21 protein-coding genes are annotated in these 16,870 nt (G+C 64.0%); 11 read left to right on the top strand and 10 right to left on the bottom strand.

Annotated elements, in window-relative coordinates:
* Positions 1 to 17 precede the first annotated feature (17 nt).
* Positions 18 to 503 (top strand): hypothetical protein, encoded by a 486-nt coding sequence (locus AB8717_RS11260; RefSeq protein WP_443747429.1) that lies wholly within the window; start codon positions 18 to 20, stop codon positions 501 to 503.
* 218 nt (positions 504 to 721) lie between these two features.
* Here AB8717_RS11260 and AB8717_RS11255 read toward each other — a convergent pair whose 3' ends face one another.
* Both AB8717_RS11255 and AB8717_RS11250 read right to left on the bottom strand, forming a co-directional pair.
* Positions 722 to 1,057 (bottom strand): PH domain-containing protein, encoded by a 336-nt coding sequence (locus AB8717_RS11255; protein ID WP_443747428.1) that lies wholly within the window; start codon positions 1,055 to 1,057, stop codon positions 722 to 724.
* Positions 1,054 to 1,506 (bottom strand): thermonuclease family protein, encoded by a 453-nt coding sequence (locus AB8717_RS11250; RefSeq protein WP_443747427.1) that lies wholly within the window; start codon positions 1,504 to 1,506, stop codon positions 1,054 to 1,056. The genes AB8717_RS11255 and AB8717_RS11250 overlap by 4 nt, the downstream gene beginning before the upstream one ends.
* A gap of 282 nt (positions 1,507 to 1,788) precedes the next feature.
* On the opposite strand from AB8717_RS11250, the gene AB8717_RS11245 reads away from it, so the two are divergent.
* Positions 1,789 to 2,784, top strand: a complete 996-nt coding sequence (locus tag AB8717_RS11245) for a DMT family transporter (RefSeq protein WP_443747426.1) — start codon at positions 1,789 to 1,791, stop codon at positions 2,782 to 2,784.
* Here the strand turns inward: AB8717_RS11245 and folK are convergent.
* Positions 2,757 to 3,350 carry a 2-amino-4-hydroxy-6-hydroxymethyldihydropteridine diphosphokinase gene (folK, locus tag AB8717_RS11240; protein ID WP_443747425.1) on the bottom strand — a complete coding sequence of 198 codons (594 nt, stop codon included), beginning with the start codon at positions 3,348 to 3,350 and terminating at the stop codon, positions 2,757 to 2,759. The genes AB8717_RS11245 and folK overlap by 28 nt on opposite strands.
* Here folK and AB8717_RS11235 point away from each other — a divergent pair, their 5' ends adjacent.
* The 4 genes from AB8717_RS11235 to AB8717_RS11220 all read left to right on the top strand — a co-directional run bounded on the left by AB8717_RS11235 (position 3,351) and on the right by AB8717_RS11220 (position 5,614).
* Positions 3,351 to 3,959: a LabA-like NYN domain-containing protein gene (locus AB8717_RS11235; RefSeq protein ID WP_443747424.1), complete on the top strand. Its 609-nt coding sequence runs from the start codon at positions 3,351 to 3,353 to the stop codon at positions 3,957 to 3,959.
* Between the two features lie 7 nt (positions 3,960 to 3,966).
* Complete coding sequence (locus AB8717_RS11230; protein WP_443747423.1) at positions 3,967 to 4,350, top strand: VOC family protein; 384 nt, start codon at positions 3,967 to 3,969, stop codon at positions 4,348 to 4,350.
* Positions 4,340 to 4,975: a uracil-DNA glycosylase gene (locus AB8717_RS11225; protein WP_443747422.1), complete on the top strand. Its 636-nt coding sequence runs from the start codon at positions 4,340 to 4,342 to the stop codon at positions 4,973 to 4,975. Before AB8717_RS11230 ends, AB8717_RS11225 begins: the two co-directional genes overlap by 11 nt.
* Positions 4,976 to 5,062: 87 nt before the next feature.
* The gene (locus tag AB8717_RS11220) at positions 5,063 to 5,614 is read left to right on the top strand and encodes a tetratricopeptide repeat protein (RefSeq protein ID WP_443747421.1); all 552 of its coding nucleotides are present in this window, start codon (positions 5,063 to 5,065) and stop codon (positions 5,612 to 5,614) included.
* Here AB8717_RS11220 and AB8717_RS11215 read toward each other — a convergent pair.
* From AB8717_RS11215 to dapA, 3 genes are read right to left on the bottom strand one after another with little or no spacing between them, the layout of a single operon-like run.
* Positions 5,596 to 6,120 (bottom strand): cupin domain-containing protein, encoded by a 525-nt coding sequence (locus AB8717_RS11215; RefSeq protein ID WP_443747420.1) that lies wholly within the window; start codon positions 6,118 to 6,120, stop codon positions 5,596 to 5,598. The two genes, AB8717_RS11220 and AB8717_RS11215, sit on opposite strands and share 19 nt — an antisense overlap.
* A gap of 60 nt (positions 6,121 to 6,180) precedes the next feature.
* Positions 6,181 to 6,654, bottom strand: coding sequence for an SsrA-binding protein SmpB (gene smpB, locus AB8717_RS11210; protein WP_443747419.1), 474 nt, complete (start codon positions 6,652 to 6,654; stop codon positions 6,181 to 6,183).
* 1 nt (position 6,655) lies between these two features.
* Positions 6,656 to 7,564, bottom strand: a complete 909-nt coding sequence (gene dapA, locus AB8717_RS11205; RefSeq protein ID WP_443747418.1) for a 4-hydroxy-tetrahydrodipicolinate synthase — start codon at positions 7,562 to 7,564, stop codon at positions 6,656 to 6,658.
* A gap of 208 nt (positions 7,565 to 7,772) precedes the next feature.
* Here dapA and AB8717_RS11200 point away from each other — a divergent pair, with 208 nt between their 5' ends.
* Positions 7,773 to 10,223, top strand: coding sequence for a transglycosylase SLT domain-containing protein (locus AB8717_RS11200; protein WP_443747417.1), 2,451 nt, complete (start codon positions 7,773 to 7,775; stop codon positions 10,221 to 10,223).
* Between the two features lie 36 nt (positions 10,224 to 10,259).
* On the opposite strand, the gene AB8717_RS11195 is transcribed toward AB8717_RS11200, so the two are convergent.
* The 3 genes from AB8717_RS11195 to AB8717_RS11185 are packed head-to-tail and all read right to left on the bottom strand — an operon-like array spanning position 10,260 to position 12,824.
* Positions 10,260 to 11,015: an ABC transporter ATP-binding protein gene (locus AB8717_RS11195; protein ID WP_443747416.1), complete on the bottom strand. Its 756-nt coding sequence runs from the start codon at positions 11,013 to 11,015 to the stop codon at positions 10,260 to 10,262.
* 4 nt (positions 11,016 to 11,019) lie between these two features.
* Positions 11,020 to 12,015, bottom strand: a complete 996-nt coding sequence (locus AB8717_RS11190) for a FecCD family ABC transporter permease (RefSeq protein WP_443747415.1) — start codon at positions 12,013 to 12,015, stop codon at positions 11,020 to 11,022.
* The gene (locus tag AB8717_RS11185) at positions 12,015 to 12,824 is read right to left on the bottom strand and encodes an ABC transporter substrate-binding protein (protein ID WP_443750877.1); all 810 of its coding nucleotides are present in this window, start codon (positions 12,822 to 12,824) and stop codon (positions 12,015 to 12,017) included. Before AB8717_RS11185 ends, AB8717_RS11190 begins: the two co-directional genes overlap by 1 nt.
* Positions 12,825 to 12,950: 126 nt before the next feature.
* Between AB8717_RS11185 and AB8717_RS11180 the strand changes: the two genes are divergently transcribed.
* The 4 genes from AB8717_RS11180 to AB8717_RS11165 all read left to right on the top strand — a co-directional run bounded on the left by AB8717_RS11180 (position 12,951) and on the right by AB8717_RS11165 (position 15,881).
* Positions 12,951 to 13,868: a class I SAM-dependent methyltransferase gene (locus AB8717_RS11180; RefSeq protein ID WP_443747414.1), complete on the top strand. Its 918-nt coding sequence runs from the start codon at positions 12,951 to 12,953 to the stop codon at positions 13,866 to 13,868.
* Complete coding sequence (locus AB8717_RS11175) at positions 13,865 to 14,659, top strand: TrmH family RNA methyltransferase (RefSeq protein WP_443747413.1); 795 nt, start codon at positions 13,865 to 13,867, stop codon at positions 14,657 to 14,659. Before AB8717_RS11180 ends, AB8717_RS11175 begins: the two co-directional genes overlap by 4 nt.
* Positions 14,656 to 15,627, top strand: coding sequence for a bile acid:sodium symporter family protein (locus tag AB8717_RS11170; RefSeq protein WP_443747412.1), 972 nt, complete (start codon positions 14,656 to 14,658; stop codon positions 15,625 to 15,627). Before AB8717_RS11175 ends, AB8717_RS11170 begins: the two co-directional genes overlap by 4 nt.
* 80 nt (positions 15,628 to 15,707) lie before the next feature.
* Positions 15,708 to 15,881, top strand: a complete 174-nt coding sequence (locus AB8717_RS11165; RefSeq protein ID WP_443747411.1) for a hypothetical protein — start codon at positions 15,708 to 15,710, stop codon at positions 15,879 to 15,881.
* Positions 15,882 to 16,184: 303 nt separating this feature from the next.
* Here the strand turns inward: AB8717_RS11165 and AB8717_RS11160 are convergent, their stop codons facing one another.
* On the bottom strand, positions 16,185 to 16,847 hold the full coding sequence (locus tag AB8717_RS11160) for a glutathione S-transferase (RefSeq protein ID WP_443747410.1): 663 nt from the start codon (positions 16,845 to 16,847) through the stop codon (positions 16,185 to 16,187).
* Positions 16,848 to 16,870: the final 23 nt, after the last annotated feature.

Below are 16,870 nucleotides of genomic sequence, written 5' to 3'. Positions count from 1 at the left end.
TGGCGGGAGGGGTTCTCATGACAGGCGAAGTTTCCGAAGATTTCCTGCGTATTCTCGCGGAAACGGAGACGCGCGTGCGTCATTCCGCTCATGCGCACTGGGCCGCGACCAACCGCATGGACGCCATCAACGATTTCGCCACGATCGCCAATCTGGTCGGCGGCTTTGCCGTGTCGCTGCTGGCCGCCCTGCCGGTCATGTACCAGACGCTTTACGCGCCCCATGCGACGGTCGTGAATGCCAGCCTGTTCGTGCTCGGCGGCTTCGTGTCGGTGGTGTCGATCCTGCAGGCCGTCCAGCGCTGGGGCGAGCGGTCGCAAAACCACCTCAGTGCCGCCAATGCCTATTCGTCGCTCAGGCGGAAGCTGGAAATCCTGCGGTTGAACCTGCCGGGCAGCGCGCCGGAGCTTAACGGCATTCTCGACGAACTGCTGCGCCTCGGCGAAACCACGCCGGCGGTGCCGGGCCACATCTGGCGCGCGGCGGTCCGCAAGCTGAAATAGCTGCGCGAGGGCGTCAGGTTTAGCTCATGCTGAAAAGGTTGCAATGCCCCTTCCGTCTCCCCTTCGCCAAGGCTCCGGGGAGCCACCTTCCCCGCTTCGCAGGGAAGGAATTAGACAATTAAACTCTCTTCTTTCCCGTTTTTGCTACCGTCAAGGCCGGGGAAGATGGCTGGTGCGGCGTCAAGCCGAGCCAGACGGAAAGGGGGGAGCTAGTGACATCAAGCTCGAGGTATGGGCGGGTTATGTTGATCGGCATGCCATACCCGAACGGGTTTCCCGTCATGCCTTTCGGCCAGTGAATACCAGTTCGTTTCCATATTTGGGAAAGTGTCGGGCAGCGCCTCGCGGAACGCGGCAAAACCTTTGTCGAGTTCGCCGATGCTTACGCTTCTGCCGTCCGCCAGTTCCAGCATCAGAAATATCTCGTCATAGGTAACCCGGTCCACCCGCCGGGCGTGGATCGCCACCACGGACGACCATTTCACGGTCTTGTGGCGCCACCATCCTTCGCGCAGGATAAAGCCGCCGGCCTGAATCCGAACTTCTGTCGTCATGACGTCGTCCTCGGATGCTGTTGCCGCCAGGTCTGCGGCGCGTCGAAACCATGCGCCCAGGCGCCGGCGTGAGCGCGCTTCGCCGCCGTTTCATCCGGCACATAGACCATCGAATAGTGGCGGAAGGCCACCGCCAGCCCACGCCGCACCATTTCCTGCGCCAGGTCGCAGGTAAGCGTCGGGCTGCACTTCGTCTTGCAGATCGCGACCGTGCGGCCGTAACGGTCGGTGTCCTGCTTTTCGCATGTGACCGTCCGGCCCTCGACCAGTTGCCGCATCGTATCGGCGGCGATCGCACCGCACTTCATGTGGCCGCAGGTCTGGTGGTATTCGAAGGCGTCGGCACCGAACAAACGGATCTGATGCCCGTTGATGACCAGGGAATCCCCGTCGATCGCCTCGGCCTTGCCGGACAATGTCGTGGCGCCGGCGCTCGCGGCCATTGCCATAAAAGTTACACAGATCGAAACCTGAAGTGACCACGCCTTCCAGGCCTCGATATTGCCGCGACGCAACAAATTTGCTAAAACCTTATTCATGTTGATCTCAATCGCCCTCACCCTCGGTCTGACGCAACTCGCCATCCTGTTCAACAAGAACCGGATGCGCAAGCCGGTGCGCGTGACAATCCGCACCAAACAGGGCCGATAATCGTTTCACCGATGACCCGCGCCCTTCCTTAAAAGGGGCGCATGCGACCGTTCAGGCGCCCGTTATCTCCAGGCCCTGACATGTCCGCCCCTGCCCGTCCATCATTCCTGACGTTTGTGTCCGCGTGGAGCGGCTATCTGCTGGCCATGGGCGGCGCCTTCCTGTTCGCCAGCAAGGGCATCTGGATAAAGCTGGCCTACAACTACCATATCGATGCCGCGGCCTTGATGGCGGTGCGCCTGACCCTGGCGACGCCCTTCTTTATCGTTTTTGGCCTTCTGACCTGGTGGCATCGCCGCCGCACCGGCCGCGATGACCTGCCGCGCCTTGTCGATCGGCCCGGCCTGTATCTCAAGGCGCTGGGCGTCGGCATCCTCGGCTACTGGCTGGCCGCCTATACCGATTTCGCCAGCCTGGAGACCCTGTCTCCGCAGTTCGAGCGCCTGATCCTGTTCACCTATCCGCTATTCGTTATCCTGCTGGGCGCTGTCTTCTTCCAGCAGGCCATGCGGCCGACGGCATTGTGGGCGTTTCTGATCGCCTATGTCGGCCTGGGCTTCGTCTTTCTGACCGACCTGAAGGCGCATGGCTCGGCCATCGCCGTGGGCGCCCTGTGGTGCACGGTGTCGTCTGTCGCCTTTGCCAGCTATCTCCTGCTGGCCAAGCCGATGATCGCACGGCTGGGTGCATCGCTCTTCACCTCGTGGGCCATGACCGGCGCGGCCATTGCCATGGGCGTCCATTTCTTTTGCGTCCACCGCCTCAGCGACATCCATATGTCGAAGGACCTGCTGGTCCTCTGTGTCGGGCTAGCCATCGGCGCCACCGTCCTGCCGAGCTACCTGACCAATTTCGCGCTCGGCCGCATTTCGTCGCAGGCCAACGCCATCATCAGCTTCATCAACCCCATCTTCACCCTGATCCTCAGCGCGGTCGTGCTGCGCCAGGCGATCAGCGTGGCGGATATCATCGGCACCGGGCTGGTGATTACCGGCGTCGGCCTCTACACCTGGCTCGACAAACGCGGCGGTCCCGCGCCCGCCCCGGTTCAGGCGTCTTCCCCGTCCAAGGGGTAGGCGTCCGTGCCGACGGTGCATTGCCTATAAAGACCTTCGGCTGTTTCGTTGCGCACGGGATGGAGCCACTGCGGTAAGATATCGCAGATCGGACCCATGACGAAGGCCCTGTCCACAGCGCGCGGATGCGGTAAAATAAGGCCGTTTTCGCCACTGGTGACCTGGCGGCCGTAGGCGATAAGGTCGAGGTCCAGCACGCGTGGCGCGTTGGCGCGGCCGTCGCGAATTCGCCCGGCCTCGCGCTCGGAATCATGCAAAGCTTTCATAAGTTCAATAGGTTGCAAATCGGTCGCAACGGCAATGACAGCGTTGACGTAAGGCGGATCGGTCGGGTCCGGCCAGGCTTTCGAGCACCACAGACGTGAAATTTTCGTAACGAGCAGCCCGCGGCCGCGCAAACCCTTGACAACCGTGGCGAAAGCTTGCGATGCAGACAGTTGTTCGGACGGGAACGAAGCTGGCAGGTTGGAGCCGTACGCGATCAGGATCGCGTCGAGGTTCAGGTCTTCCGCCTTCGACCGGACAATTTTATTTTTGAGATGCATTTTTAGAAAGAGATATTTCAAATGAGCTTTTACCCGACGGACCGTATCGCGCTTTTTATCGATGGCGCCAATCTCTATTCCGCCGCCAAGGCTCTCAATTTCGACATCGATTACCGCAAGCTGCTCGACGAATTCCGCAAGCGCGGCATCCTGATCCGGGCCTACTACTATACCGCCCTGGTCGAGGGCGACGACTATTCCCCGATCCGTCCGCTGGTCGACTGGCTCGACTATAACGGCTTCGCCCTGATCACCAAGACCGCCCGCGAATATGTCGACAGCCAGGGCCGCAAGCGCTGGCGCGGCGATATGGATATCGAAATCGCCTGCGACATGATGGAAATGGCCGAGCACGCCGACCATCTGGTGCTGTTCTCGGGCGATGGCGACTTCCGCCGCCTCCTCGAATCCGTGCAGCGCAAGGGCTCGCGCGTGACCGTTGTGTCGACCGTCAAGTCGTCGCCGCCCATGACGTCCGACGAACTGCGCCGCCAGGCCGATACCTTCGTCGACCTGGCCGATCTGGCCTCGGTCATCGGCCGCCCGCGTCAAGGCCAGGGTCAGGGCCAGAACCAGAACGCCCAGGCGGCCAAGTTCCCGAACAAGGACGATTTCGACGACGCCGTGTGAGGCAAACATGCTGTCTTCCGCCACCCCGATGGGCTTTCTGCTGGTTACCGACCGGGCGCGGGCACGCGCTTTTTATGAAGGCCTTCTGGGCTTGGGCTTCGTCGACGAGGACGATTTTGCCCTGGTGCTGTGCACGGGGCCGATCCATGTTCGCCTGACGACGGTCGAAGCTTTCAAGGCGGCCGACCATACCGTCTTCGGCTGGCAAGTTGCGGATATCGGGGGCGATGTGGCGGCGTTGGCCGCCGCAGGCGTCGCGTTCGAGCGCTATCCCTTCTTCGGTGACGCGCAGGGGCCGGACGGCATCTGGTCGTCGCCCGGCGGGGCCCGGGTCGCCTGGTTCCGCGATCCCGACGGTAATCTGCTGTCGTTGTCGCAGCATGGGACCTGAGCACGACTGCGGGCTATGTCCGCGGCTTGCCGCCTACCGTATCGCAAATCGTGAGGCCGAGCCCGGCTGGCACAATGCCCCGGCTCTGGCGTTCGGGCCGGATAAGGCGCGCCTGCTGATCGTCGGCCTGGCGCCGGGACGGGCGGGCGCCAACCGCACCGGGCGCGTCTTTACCGGCGACGCGTCGGGCCGCATCCTGTTCGATGTTCTGCTGGCTACAGGCTGGGCGTCGGGCCATTACAGCGACGACGGACAGGACGATCTGCGTCTCGCCGATTGCCGGATTTCCAACGCCGTCCTGTGCGCGCCGCCGGGCAACCGGCCCCTGCCGGAGGAACAGGCAGCGTGCCGGCCCTTTCTCAAGGCCACGATCGGTGCCATGCCGCACCTCGAAGTCATCGTGACCCTGGGCGACGTCGCCCGGCACAATGTCCTGAAAGCCCTTGGGTTATCGCCAGCCTTCATGTCCGCCGGGCACGGTTCGGAAGCATCCGCGCCAGGTTACCGGTTAATAAACGCCTACCATTGCTCGCGGCTGAACATGAATACTGGACGTGTCACGCGTGACATGTTGTCGGACATATTCATTCGCGTGAGAGCACTCCTGAAAACAACTTCGTTTTGACAGCGCTTTCGTCACGCATTCGTGCGTTTACCTTTTCGCCTCCAAGGTGTCTGGTGCTCCCCCGAGGGGCGATGACGGAGGCAGGCGATGGACAAGGCCGAGCATCTGCTCGAAAAGGCGTGGCGAGCCCGCCGGGACCGGCATTTGGATACTGCCCATGCCGATCTCGACAAGGCCATCATCATGAGCCGGACGGCCGGAGATGGAGCCGTTCTGGCCAAGGCCCTGATGCACCAGGCCCGGGTCGAGCGCGACCGTGGCCGACCCAATTCCGCCGTGCCGCTCTACGAAGAAGCCGTGCGCCTGTATCGCCAGTTGGACGACCCCCTGGTCCTGGCGTGCGCGGTGCGTCATCTTGGCGACACGCATTCGGAACGCGGCGATTTCGACGAGGCCATGCCGTGTTACGACGAAGCCCTGGCCATCTATCGCGCGGTCGACGATCCGCCGGCCCTTGCGCTGGCCAGTGCACTCCGGCCCATGGCCTTGCTGCATGAAGCACAGGGCTCGAATGGTATCGCCCTGCCGTTATGGCGCGAGGCTTTCGACCTGTACGACGCCGCCGGCATCGATGCGGGCGTGCAGGAGTGCGGCACGCACCTGACCGCGCTGGCGGCGCCTCATTCGCCGTCCCAGTAACCGACGCCGCCCTCGCCTTCGCGACCGACAAAGGACAACATGCGCGGTTGGCCGTTTTCCGGCGCCATTTCCGCCAGCACGGCGAACTTGCCCGTATCGGGGTAGTCGCACAGGTCGACCGGTTCGCGCGTGCTGACCGCCAGGAATTTCAGCTCCGCCGTGCCGGTGTTGACGAACTGGTGCGCGGTGTCCTTACCGCCCGGTGGACATGACACAAGATCGCCGGCGCGAACGGCATATGTCTCATGGCCGAGGCGAAGCTGGCCCTCGCCTTCCAGGATGAAGAACATCTCTTCGGTCGTCTGGTGGTTATGCATGGGAAAGGCGCGCTTGCCGGGCGGGATGGCCGTAACGTTGAAACCGAGTTTCTTGGCCCCCATGGTGCGCGAGACCAGCGCCGCGCGGGCTTCGTAGCGGTCGGCGGCCGGCCCGGTCGGTGCGAACTGCGGCGGGCGCGGCTGGAGTTCGAGATCGTGAATATTGACGATGTTTTTCGGCCGGTCCATGGGCGCCTCCGCTGTTTTAGCGGAGAGCATGGACCCTGATCAGGCATAAAATGTCAGTAGTTATCCGCGGTCGCGCAGCAGGCGGGCCTTGTCACGCTGCCAGTCGCGCTTGGCCTCGGTCTCGCGCTTGTCGTGGATCTTCTTGCCCTTGGCCAGCGCGATCTCGAGCTTCACCGTGCCCTTGTCATTGAAGTACATCTTGGTCGCAATGATGGTAAGGCCTTCGCGCTGAACGGACACCATCATGCGGTCGATCTCGCGGCGATGCAGCAGCAGCTTGCGGACACGGCGCGGCTCGTGATTGAAGCGGTTGCCCTGACCGTAGATCGGGATGTCGGCATTGACCAGGGCCAGTTCGTCGCCGTTCTCGATCGATACGTAGGATTCGGCGATATTGGCGCGGCCGGCGCGCAGCGACTTGACCTCGGTCCCGGTCAGCATGATGCCGGCCTCGATGGGATTTTCGAGGAAATAGTCGAAGCGTGCCCGCCGGTTGTCGGCGATCACCTTGAAATTGGACGGTTGTTCGGCCACGTCAGGCGGGCTCCATCTCCAGCCCGGCCAGCGCCATGGCGGCGTCGACCAGCGGGCGGACGGCCTGCGAACAGGGCGTGATCGGCAGGCGCACCTCATCGGTGCACAGACCCAGGCGGCTGAGGCCGTACTTGGTCGGCGACGGCGACGAATCGGCGAACAGCACCTTGTCGAGCGTGATCAGCTTGTCCTGCCACTGCAACGCCGTGTCGAAGGCGCCCTGGGCGGCCGCATTGTACAAGGCAACGCAGGCGGCCGGCGCGATATTCGAACTGACCGAAATGACGCCATAGCCGCCATGGGCCATGTAGCCAAGGAAGGTCGGATCGTCGCCCGAGATAAAGGCGAACGGCTTCTGGACCGCGATGCGCAACTGGCTCATGCGCTCCAGGTCGCCCGTGGCGTCCTTGATGCCGACGATGTTCGGCAGCTTGGACAGGCGCACGATGGTGTCGTTCGACAGGTCCACGACCGTGCGGCCGGGGACGTTGTACAGCATCACCGGAATCTCAACGGAATCGTTTATCGCCTTGAAATGCTGATACAAACCTTCTTGAGACGGCTTGTTGTAATAGGGCGCGACAACCAGGACGGCGTCCGCGCCGACGGCCTTGGCGTGTTCTGACAGCTCAACGGCTTCGGCGGTGTTGTTCGAGCCCGCGCCGGCGATCACCTTGATACGCCCGGCGACTTTTTCCACGCAGAAACGGACCACTTCCTTGTGTTCCTCGACGGACAGGGTCGAGGTTTCACCCGTCGTGCCCACCGGCACGATGCCGTGGACGCCGCCGGCGATCTGGTATTCGATCAGGCGTTCCAGGGCGGCGAAGTCAACCTCGCCATTGCGGAAGGGCGTAACCAGGGCCGTAATGACGCCACGGAAAGCCGGTGTGGTATCTGCGTTACTCATCCTTAACCAGTCCTGCGCACACACTTCGCCTCAGGCCGCCAACCGAAACGTGAACGGCCAGGCGAAAGGTGTGTCTTTATGGTCATCTCTGACCAGCCATAATATCAAAACTAGCCTTAAGCCCGCCGCGCTTAGGCTGCAATGTCTTTATAAAAAGAAACTATGGCCTATAGTCGCAAGGACAAGGCTGAAGGGATTTTAGCGTACCATGCCGTTCTCTCGCTCCGACCGCTCGCATTCGCAGGCCGATGGCAAACCCGTGCCCGTGTGGCGCCGTCACTGGCGCAAGGCCCTGCTGGCCGTGACCGTCAGCGGTGCGGCCCTGGTCGGGCTTGGGGCTTTGGCGCAGGATGACCAGACTGCCGGCCTGCCGTCGGCGCCCGTGCCCTATCAGTCGGTCCAGGGCGTGCAGCCCGCGGCGACCGCCCAGCCCTATCAGTCGTCCATCCTGTCGTCATCGGACCAGCAGACCCTGGCTGCAGCCCTGCAGGCCGTGAAGTCACGCAGCTATGCCGCCGCCGATTCGTACAAGCAGAGCCTTTCCGATCCCGTGGCGCGCAAGATCGTGACCTGGGCGATCCTCAATGCCGACGGCGGCGACATCTATGGCTTCGCCGGCCTCGATGCCGCGCGCCGCGACCTGTGGGGCTGGCCGCGTGAGACCAGGCGCCAGATTTCGGCCGAAAAGCTGATCGGCATGTCGGGCATGGCGCCCCAGCAGGTCGTCGATTGGTTCAACGGCTCGCCGCCGCAGACGGTCGAAGGCGCCACCGCACTGATCAGCGCTTATCAGAGCCTCAACCAGATCGACGCCGCCTCGCAACTGGCCAAGACCTGGTGGCGCACGCGCGTCTTCGATTCGATCGCCCAGGCGAACTTCTATTCGGCCTTCAGCCGCTACCTGACGCCGGAAGACAGCGCGGCGCGGCAGACCTGCCTGATGATCAACGTCCAGGACGGGTCCGCGCAGGCGGTGCGCGACCTCAACGCCTATGTCGACGACCATCACCGCGACGTCGCCAATGCCGTGCTGGCCATGCGTTCGAATTCGGCCTCGGGCGACGCTCTGTACACCCAGGCGGTGGCGGGTGATCCGCACAATCCGGCCCTGGCTTTCGCCCGTGCGCGTTACCTGTCGGGCAAGGGGCTTGAGCCGCTCGGTTTCCCCCTGCTCGCCGACCTGCCGCCGGCCACCCTGTCGCCGGAGGCCGCCAGCCAGCTCTACACGCTGCGGCTCGGCTATTTCCGCGCGGCGCTCAAGGCGCACGACTATCATGCCGCCTACCAGGCCATGAACAATGGCGGCTTCGACAACGGCGAAGCCAAGGCCGAGGCCGAGTTCTTCGCCGGCTGGGTCGCCATGGTCAAGCTGAAGGACAATGCGGCGGCCATCCAGCACTTCCAGGCCCTGTCGTCGGCCGGCACCTCGCCGATCACCCAGGGCCGCGCCAACTACTGGCTCGGCCGCGCCTATGAGGCGCGCAACGATACGGCCCAGAACGACGTCCAGTCCGCGCACGACTATTACGTCAAGGGCAGCCAGTACATCTACGCCTTCTACGGCCAGATGGCGGCGGAAAAGGCCGGGGTCACCACGATCACCCTGGGTCACGACCCCGTCCCGTCCGACGCCGACCGCGTGCGCTTCGACAATCGCGACCTTGTCAAGGCGGCGCGCATCCTGGGGTCGATGAACGAAATCGACCTGTTCCGCGCCATCGTGCTGAATCTCGACACGGTCCTGCCGAACGCCGAGGAAGAGGCGTTGCTGGTCGACCTGACGCAGCGCTACGACAGCCAGGTCATCGCCATGAAGGTGGCCCGCATGTCGATGCAGCGCGGCTTCTACCTTCCCGAACGCGCCTATCCGATGCGCGCCGTGCCCGACGTGCCGGCGCCGGAAAAGGCCTTCGTGCTGGCCATCACGCGCCAGGAATCGGGTTTCGATCCGATGGTGCGGTCACGCGCCAATGCGCGCGGTATGATGCAGCTGATCCCGTCGACCGCCCGCGTCGTGGCGCGGCGCCTTGGAGCTTCCTATTCGGAATCAAGGCTTTATGAGCCGGACTTCAACATGTCCCTGGGCGCCTATCACCTGGGCGAGCTGGTGACGCGCTTCGACGGCTCGTACATCATGGCGGCGGCCGGCTATAATGCGGGGCCGAGCCGGATGAGCACCTGGGTCGGCGACTGCGGCGATCCGCGCGGCCCCAATGCCGACCCGCTCAGCTTCATCGAATGCATGCCCTTGCGGGAAACGCGCGACTACATGATGCGCGTCACCGAAAACATGCGCATCTATCGCGCCCGCCTGGCCGGCGGCACGGCGCCGCTGACCGCCATGGCCGACGTGCAGCGCGGCATCCCCGCGCCGATCGGCAGCAATACCGACCTCGACGACTCGGGCGATGGCTCGGCCGATACGCCCGACACGGCGATCAACTATCTGGAATACCAGAAGGCCGAAGCCCAGAACGCGGCCCTGGCCAACAGCCTCTCCCAGGCGACGGTGAAGGAACCCGTCCGCCCAAAATCGACAGCCCACGGCAAGGCCGGCAAGACGACCAAGGCCAGCCGGGGCAAGAAGAGCACTAAGTCGTCGAAATCCTCGGGCGGCAAGAGCCACGCCGCCGCACACGGCAAGAAGCACAGGCGCTGAACATCGGCCCTCCCTCACCGGAGGGCCGAACCGCTTCTACAGCAACGGCGCCGGGTCGATCCGCAGCATCCGCGTGCCTTCGTCGCGGACCAGATCGCCCTTCAGTTTAAAAACTTCCCGCAAGTTATAGGACGTAAAAGCTTTTTCCGGCGGGCCCGCCGTGACCAGCTTGCCGGCCTGCATCAGCAGGACCTCGTCGGCGAACTGCGCCGTGAGATGCAGGTCGTGCAGGCTGATGACGACTGTGTGCCCCTCCTCAGCCTTCTGCTTCAGGCGCGTCAGGACATGGCGCTGCCAGGCCGGATCGAGCGCCGTCAGGGGTTCGTCGAGCACGAAGATACGCACCGGACTCAACAGCACGCGCGCCAGCAGGACCCGCGCCCTTTGACCGCCCGATAGCCGGAAGACCCCGCGCGTCGCCTCTTCCTTCAGGCCCAGGGCTTCCAGTTCCGCGAAAGCCTTCTGCCGCGCTGCCTCCGGCGCCAGGTGCTGGGCGCCAAGCGCCGCGACATCGACCGCCGGCAGGTCCCAGGCGACGGTGCGGTCCTGCGGGAGATAGGCCAGGCGGTCGGCGCGCTGACGGGCGTTCAGGCGCCCGACGTCGGCGTCGTCGAGCCGGATATGGCCCTTGGCCACCGGCAGCAGTCCCGCCGTTGCTTTAAGCAATGTTGATTTGCCGGCGCCGTTGGGCCCGGCGACGACATGCAGCCGGCCGGGTTTCAACTCGGCGGCGACGGCATCGACCACGGTGCGGCCGCCCAAGGAAATGCTGACGGTATCGAGGGTCACCATGGCGTCAATCCTGCATCCATGAGCGTGCGCTGCGGAAGGCCAGTATGGCGAACAGAGGCGCACCGACCAGCGATGTCAGGACGCCGAGTTTCAGGTCGCCGGTGCCCGGCAGAACGCGCAACAGGCCGTCCGCCGCCAGCACCATGACCGCGCCTGTCAAGGTTGACGGCAGGATCAGGCGGTACGGATCCTTGATGCCCATGGCGCGGACGAAGTGCGGCGCCGCCAGCCCGACAAAGCCGATAATGCCCGACACGGCGACCGCCAGCCCGGCCAGCAGGCTCGAGGCCACGACCAGCGCCTGGGTCAGGCGCACCATGTCCACGCCCATGGACCGGGCGGTTTCCTCGCCCAGCGTAAGAAGGCGCAGGCCTTTCCCGGCCTGCCACACCAGAAGGCCGCCGAGAGCGAGGCCGCCGACGCAGAAACCCGCGTCCGACCAGGTCCGGTTCTCGACCGAGCCCATGGTCCAGCCGATGATTTCCGACAGGGTCACCGGTGACGGCGCCAGGTTGAAGACCAGCGCCATAAGCGCGCCGCACAGGGCGCTGATGGCGACGCCCAGCAGGATCAATGATTGCCGTTGCGGGAAGCGCGAGACGAAGACGAGCAGGATAAGCGCGACGGCCAGGGCGCCCGCCAGGGCGAAGCCTTCGACAGCAAACGGGATCAGGCCGATGCCCAGCACGATGGCGATCGAGGCGCCGAGCCCCGCCCCCGCCGATACGCCCAGCAGGCCCGGATCGGCCAGCGGGTTGCGCAGCAGGCCTTGCATGACCGCGCCGGCCAGGCCCAGCATGGCGCCGACACCGGCGGCGACGATGTCGCGCGGCAAGCGGATGCCCCAGGCGATCTGGCCGGCAATGCCCTGCGGATGGAGAACGGCGTCGAGCCACATGGTCCCGCTCATGGCGACGTCGCCGAACAGCATCAACACGATCACCAGGGCCAGGGTAACGATCCCGAGGCAGATATTCAGGGTTAGGCTCGACAGATACATTACTTGACCTCGGTCGAATGCGACAGGACCCGCAGGTCGTAGACGGAATACCAGCCGCCGCACGACACGGCGCGGCGCGGCAATGTGAAGTGCGGCGTGGCGGCGATCAGCCGCTGCACCAGCGGGTTGCGGCCGGGCGAGCGGCGCATCTCATAGACATCGTCGTAGAAGCCGAGCGCGAAAACGTCGGGATGGAGGCTCAGGATCACCTCGGGCGACAGGGCGAAGAAGCCCTTGTCCTGGCTCTCCAGCCGGAAGCCGAGCTTGCGCAGCATCTCGCCGACCATGGTGTCGGGGCCGGCGCTGTAGCCGCCGGGCGTGTAGTAGAGCACGGTGCGGTTCAGCCCGATCGGGCGGACATCATCGAGCGCGGCCTGGAAGCGTTCGGCTTCGGCCTGCGCCGCGGCATCGACGCCCATGGCGTCGCCGGCGCGGTGGAGCTCCGTCCGGGCCTGGTCGAAGGTGCTGACATCGTTGATCGTCACCACCTGGATGCCGTTCCTGGCCAGCATCTGGAGCAGGCGCGCGTCGCCGCCCCAGGTCCGCACCACCATGTCGGGCTTCAGGGCCAGCACGCTTTCGGCATTGGGCCGCACCTGGGTGAGGCCCTTGACGCGATCGCGGTAATAGGAGTCGGGCAAGGCGGCCTTGTTGGAGACGGCGGCGATCTGCTGGCGCGGCACCAGGCCCAGCACGTACTGGTCGGCGCATTCATCGAGCGAGACAATACGTGGCGCGGCCGTGACCGGACATAATCCGGACAGCAGGAGGATCAGGGCTGTCAGCCCCGCAACCGCCGTTGGTCTCATACGCACTATACTGTTCCGCCCTCTTGGGGCCGGCCTCCCGAGCCATGGCCTGGCGCGAGGTTATGCGACTCGCGCGGTTTCACAAAGCGCTTTACGGGGGCGCGGGCGGGGATTATTGCCAGACCCATGATTATCACGGATTCCGCCACCACCCTGCGCACCAGGCCCTGGGCCGACTATGCCCTGGTCGATTCGGGCAACGGCAAGAAGCTGGAGCGCTATGGCGACTATCTCGTCATCCGCCCCGAACCGCAGTGCTGGTGGCAGCCCAAGTACCCCGCCCTGTGGGACAAGGCCGACGCTGTCTTCGATCCGGCCGGCGACGAGGACGAAGGCCGCTGGACGTTTTCGCGTAAACCCCCCGAGCAATGGCCGCTGTCGTGGGGCGATGTGCAGTTCTACGGGCGCTTCACCAGCTTCCGCCACCTCGCCTTCTTCCCCGAACAGGCCGCCAACTGGGAATGGCAAAAGGCCGTGGTGCAAAAGCGTCCCGGTATGCGCGTGCTGAACCTGTTCGGCTACACGGGCGTGGCCAGCCTGGTGGCCGCGGCTGCCGGTGCGCGTGTCACCCACGTCGATGCGTCGAAAAAGGCCATCGGCTGGGCGCGCGACAATGCGGTGCTGTCGGGCCTGGCCGAGGCGCCGGTGCGCTGGATCTGCGAGGACGCGAAGAAATACGTTCAGCGCGAGGTCAAGCGCGGCTCGAAATACGAAGGCATCATTCTCGACCCGCCGAAATACGGCCGCGGCCCGACGGGCGAAATCTGGCGCCTGTTCGAGGACCTGCCGGAAATGATCGGCCTGTGTGCCCAACTGCTGTCGGACGATGCTGCCTTCCTGCTGCTTAATGCCTATGCGGCGCGCGTCTCGGGCCCGGCCCTGGCGCACCTGGTCGGCGAGGCGGTTGGCGTAGGCCGCGGCGGCACGGTCGACCATGGTGAGCTGACCCTGATCGAGGACCGCAAGCCGCCCAAGGGCCAGAAGGCGTCCGAGGTCCAGCCGCGCGAGATCGGCCTGTCCTTCTTCGCGAGATGGCAGGCATGACGGTCAAGCAGATCACCTCGCTGACCAACCAGACGGTCAAGGACATCCGGGCGCTGCACATGCGCAAGGAACGCGAGGCCACGGGCCAGTTCCTGGCCGAGGGCCTCAAAATCATCATCGACGCGCTCGACCAGGGCATCGCGCCTGTCATCCTGGTCTACGGCAAGGACGCCGACCACCATCCGCTGCTCAAGCGCGCCATCGACGCCACCCTTTCCGCGCAGGGTGAAGTTCTGGAAGTAACCCGCGAAATTCTTGAAAAGATTTCGCGAAAGGACAATCCGCAGATGGTGGTGGCGGTCTTCGCCCAACGCGTCAAGCGGCTGGGCGAGATCGACCCGAATACACACGAGGTATGGGTTGCGCTGGAACAGGTCCGCGACCCCGGCAATCTTGGCACCATCATCCGTACGGCGGATGCGGCGGGCGCCGGCGGCGTCATCCTGATCGGCGACTGCGTCGATCCCTTTTCGGTCGAAACCGTGCGCGCCACTATGGGGTCGGTCTTCGCCGTGGCCGTGGTGCGCTGTACGCACGACGAATTCCTGGCCGATCGCGGGCGCTGGACCGGCTCGGTCGTCGGCACGCTCCTGACCGCGACGCATAACCACCGCACGGCGCCTTACAGCCGCCCGACCCTGATCGTCATGGGCACGGAACAGTCGGGCCTGACGCCGGAGATCGCCGGCGCCTGCGACCTCAATGTCAAGATCCCCATGCGCGGCCGGGCCGACAGCCTGAACCTGTCGGTCGCCACCGGCATCATGATCTACGCGGCCAGCGGCCTGTGAAAAAATTTGTCCCGGACTGGTTCCTGACCGGCATGGTCCTGGCCATCCTGCTGGCGGCTGCCTTCCCGGCCCCCGGCGCCGAAGGCGGATGGATGCATCCAGAACTGCTGACCAAGGCGGGCGTGGCGCTGCTCTTCTTCCTCAATGGTGCAGGATTGTCGTTCAAGGCCTTGAAAGACGGTATCTTTCGCTGGCGGCTGCACCTGCTGATCCAGGGTTCGACCTTCCTGTTGTTCCCGCTGATCGGCGGGCTGTTCCTGCTGATGGCCGGGCATTGGATTTCGCCCGATCTGCGCATGGGACTGTTCTATCTGTGCGCCATGCCATCGACCGTGTCGTCGTCGGTGGCCATGACGAGTGCGGCGCGCGGCAACGTGCCGGTCGCCGTGTTTAACGCCACCCTGTCGTCGCTAATCGGGGTCGTCATAACGCCTCTGTGGATGAGTCTGATCCTCAACACATCAGGGCAACATATGGATATTGCGAAGGTCTTTATCGATCTTTGCCTGTGGCTGGTCCTGCCGCTTGTGATCGGCCAGGCGATGCGGCCGGTCATCGGCGGCTGGATCCACAAGCACAAGAGACTGACCCAGATCGCCGACCGTGGCACCATATTGCTGCTGGTCTATACGTCCTTCTGCGACAGCTTCGCCAGGCACATCTGGACTGGCAATGCGCCCGCGACCCTGGTCCTGACCGTCGCCGCCACGCTCGGGCTCTTCTTCCTGGTGCTGAGGTTGTTGTGGACGGTGTGCGACCGCTTCGGTATCGCGCCGGAATTCCGCGCGGCCGTCGTCTTCTGCGGCACCAAGAAGAGTTTGGCGACCGGCGTGCCCATGGCGCACCTGATCTTTGCCGGTAACCCTGCCCTTGGCCTGATCCTGCTGCCTATAATGGTATACCACCCGCTGCAGCTTCTCATCTGTACGCCGCTGGCCAATCGCTGGGCGAAAGCGGCTGAAAATTAAAAAGAATTAAGGTTGGACGCGGTTCATACTGCGTTCATTTAGCGACCCCTAGGCTGCCAGGGTAACCTCTGGAGGGGCTTATGAAATCCATCGTTCTGAAACTCTGCGTCGCCGCCGTCCTGGCGTCGTCCCTGTCCGGCTGTATCATCTATGTGTCGCCCGACAAGCACGACCATTTTTACATCCATCACACCAAGGACGGGCCGGCAAGCGATGAAAAGCCAGCGCCGACCACTGAAAAAACACCAGCATAAAAGGGGAAATCCAATGAAGACGCTCGTTACCCGCCTGATCATCGTCGCCCTCGCCGCCTCGGCCCTGTCGGGCTGCATCATCATCGACCGCAGCGGCGAAAGCCATTCCAGCCAGTACCGTTGACGGGCCGCACGGCTGCCTGAAACCTGATGGCAGAGGGCAGCCGTCCGCATTGTGCCTTTAGCGGTTGCTGTTTCATGCTCATGGGGCAAACTTCCGAGGAGCGTCACATGAAACGCCTGATTACCGTTGCCGTCATGGGTCTGATCGCCACCGCCTTTGCCGGCTGCATAACCATCTGATTACGCGTAAATATACGGTCCACCCCGCTCCAGGGCCCTTTGATAGGCCGGGCGGGCGTGGATGCGGTCGAGCCACTGCCGGATATGCGGCTTTTCGCCCGCGCCCGCGCGGTGCGCCGCCGTTTCGACCGGAAAGCTCATCATGATATCGGCGGCGGTGAAGTGGTCGCCCGCGAACCAGCCGGTCTGAGCCAGCGATTGTTCCCAGAAATCGATATTGGCCGTCAGGTTGGGCCGAACGAGGGTCGACTCAAGCGTGTCGGCGATCTTGCTTGCCACCGGACTGGCGAACCACGGCGCCTTGGCGCGAATGCGGTCCGAAACAAGTTTCAGCAGCAAAGGCGTCATGGCTGAGCCTTCAGCATAGAACATCCAATAGGTGAACTGGGTCTTGGCCCGGGTCTTGGGATTTGGCACCAGCCCCAGCCCTTCATACGCATTGATGACATAATCCATGATGGCGCCGGTTTCGGCGATCGCCTGGCCGTCCTCGGTGACGAGGATCGGCGCCTTGCCGAGCGGGTGAATTTTTTTCAGCTCCGCGGGCGCCAAAAGGTTGGCGTCGCGCTTGTAGACCTTGATGTCATACGGAACGCGCAGCTCTTCAAGCAGCCACAAGACGCGTTGCGAACGGGAGTTTTCCAGATGGTGGACGGTGATCATAGGGCGCCTCTCTCACGAACTGT

Source organism: Asticcacaulis solisilvae (assembly GCF_052327315.1).
In the GTDB taxonomy this organism is placed as follows: domain Bacteria; phylum Pseudomonadota; class Alphaproteobacteria; order Caulobacterales; family Caulobacteraceae; genus Asticcacaulis; species Asticcacaulis solisilvae_B.
This window is presented reverse-complemented; position numbering and strand designations above follow the sequence as displayed.

Bases quoted from the DNA above. Each gene is read 5' to 3' on its own strand.
- AB8717_RS11260 (WP_443747429.1), top strand. From the start codon at position 18: ATGACAGGCGAAGTTTCCGAAGATTTCCTGCGTATTCTCGCGGAAACG.
- AB8717_RS11255 (WP_443747428.1), bottom strand. From the start codon at position 1,057: ATGACGACAGAAGTTCGGATTCAGGCCGGCGGCTTTATCCTGCGCGAA.
- AB8717_RS11250 (WP_443747427.1), bottom strand. From the start codon at position 1,506: ATGGCAATGGCCGCGAGCGCCGGCGCCACGACATTGTCCGGCAAGGCC.
- AB8717_RS11245 (WP_443747426.1), top strand. From the start codon at position 1,789: ATGTCCGCCCCTGCCCGTCCATCATTCCTGACGTTTGTGTCCGCGTGG.
- AB8717_RS11235 (WP_443747424.1), top strand. From the start codon at position 3,351: ATGAGCTTTTACCCGACGGACCGTATCGCGCTTTTTATCGATGGCGCC.
- AB8717_RS11230 (WP_443747423.1), top strand. From the start codon at position 3,967: ATGCTGTCTTCCGCCACCCCGATGGGCTTTCTGCTGGTTACCGACCGG.
- AB8717_RS11225 (WP_443747422.1), top strand. From the start codon at position 4,340: ATGGGACCTGAGCACGACTGCGGGCTATGTCCGCGGCTTGCCGCCTAC.
- AB8717_RS11220 (WP_443747421.1), top strand. From the start codon at position 5,063: ATGGACAAGGCCGAGCATCTGCTCGAAAAGGCGTGGCGAGCCCGCCGG.
- AB8717_RS11215 (WP_443747420.1), bottom strand. From the start codon at position 6,120: ATGGACCGGCCGAAAAACATCGTCAATATTCACGATCTCGAACTCCAG.
- dapA (WP_443747418.1), bottom strand. From the start codon at position 7,564: ATGAGTAACGCAGATACCACACCGGCTTTCCGTGGCGTCATTACGGCC.
- AB8717_RS11200 (WP_443747417.1), top strand. From the start codon at position 7,773: ATGCCGTTCTCTCGCTCCGACCGCTCGCATTCGCAGGCCGATGGCAAA.
- AB8717_RS11195 (WP_443747416.1), bottom strand. From the start codon at position 11,015: ATGGTGACCCTCGATACCGTCAGCATTTCCTTGGGCGGCCGCACCGTG.
- AB8717_RS11190 (WP_443747415.1), bottom strand. From the start codon at position 12,015: ATGTATCTGTCGAGCCTAACCCTGAATATCTGCCTCGGGATCGTTACC.
- AB8717_RS11185 (WP_443750877.1), bottom strand. From the start codon at position 12,824: ATGAGACCAACGGCGGTTGCGGGGCTGACAGCCCTGATCCTCCTGCTG.
- AB8717_RS11180 (WP_443747414.1), top strand. From the start codon at position 12,951: ATGATTATCACGGATTCCGCCACCACCCTGCGCACCAGGCCCTGGGCC.
- AB8717_RS11175 (WP_443747413.1), top strand. From the start codon at position 13,865: ATGACGGTCAAGCAGATCACCTCGCTGACCAACCAGACGGTCAAGGAC.
- AB8717_RS11165 (WP_443747411.1), top strand. From the start codon at position 15,708: ATGAAATCCATCGTTCTGAAACTCTGCGTCGCCGCCGTCCTGGCGTCG.
- AB8717_RS11160 (WP_443747410.1), bottom strand. From the start codon at position 16,847: ATGATCACCGTCCACCATCTGGAAAACTCCCGTTCGCAACGCGTCTTG.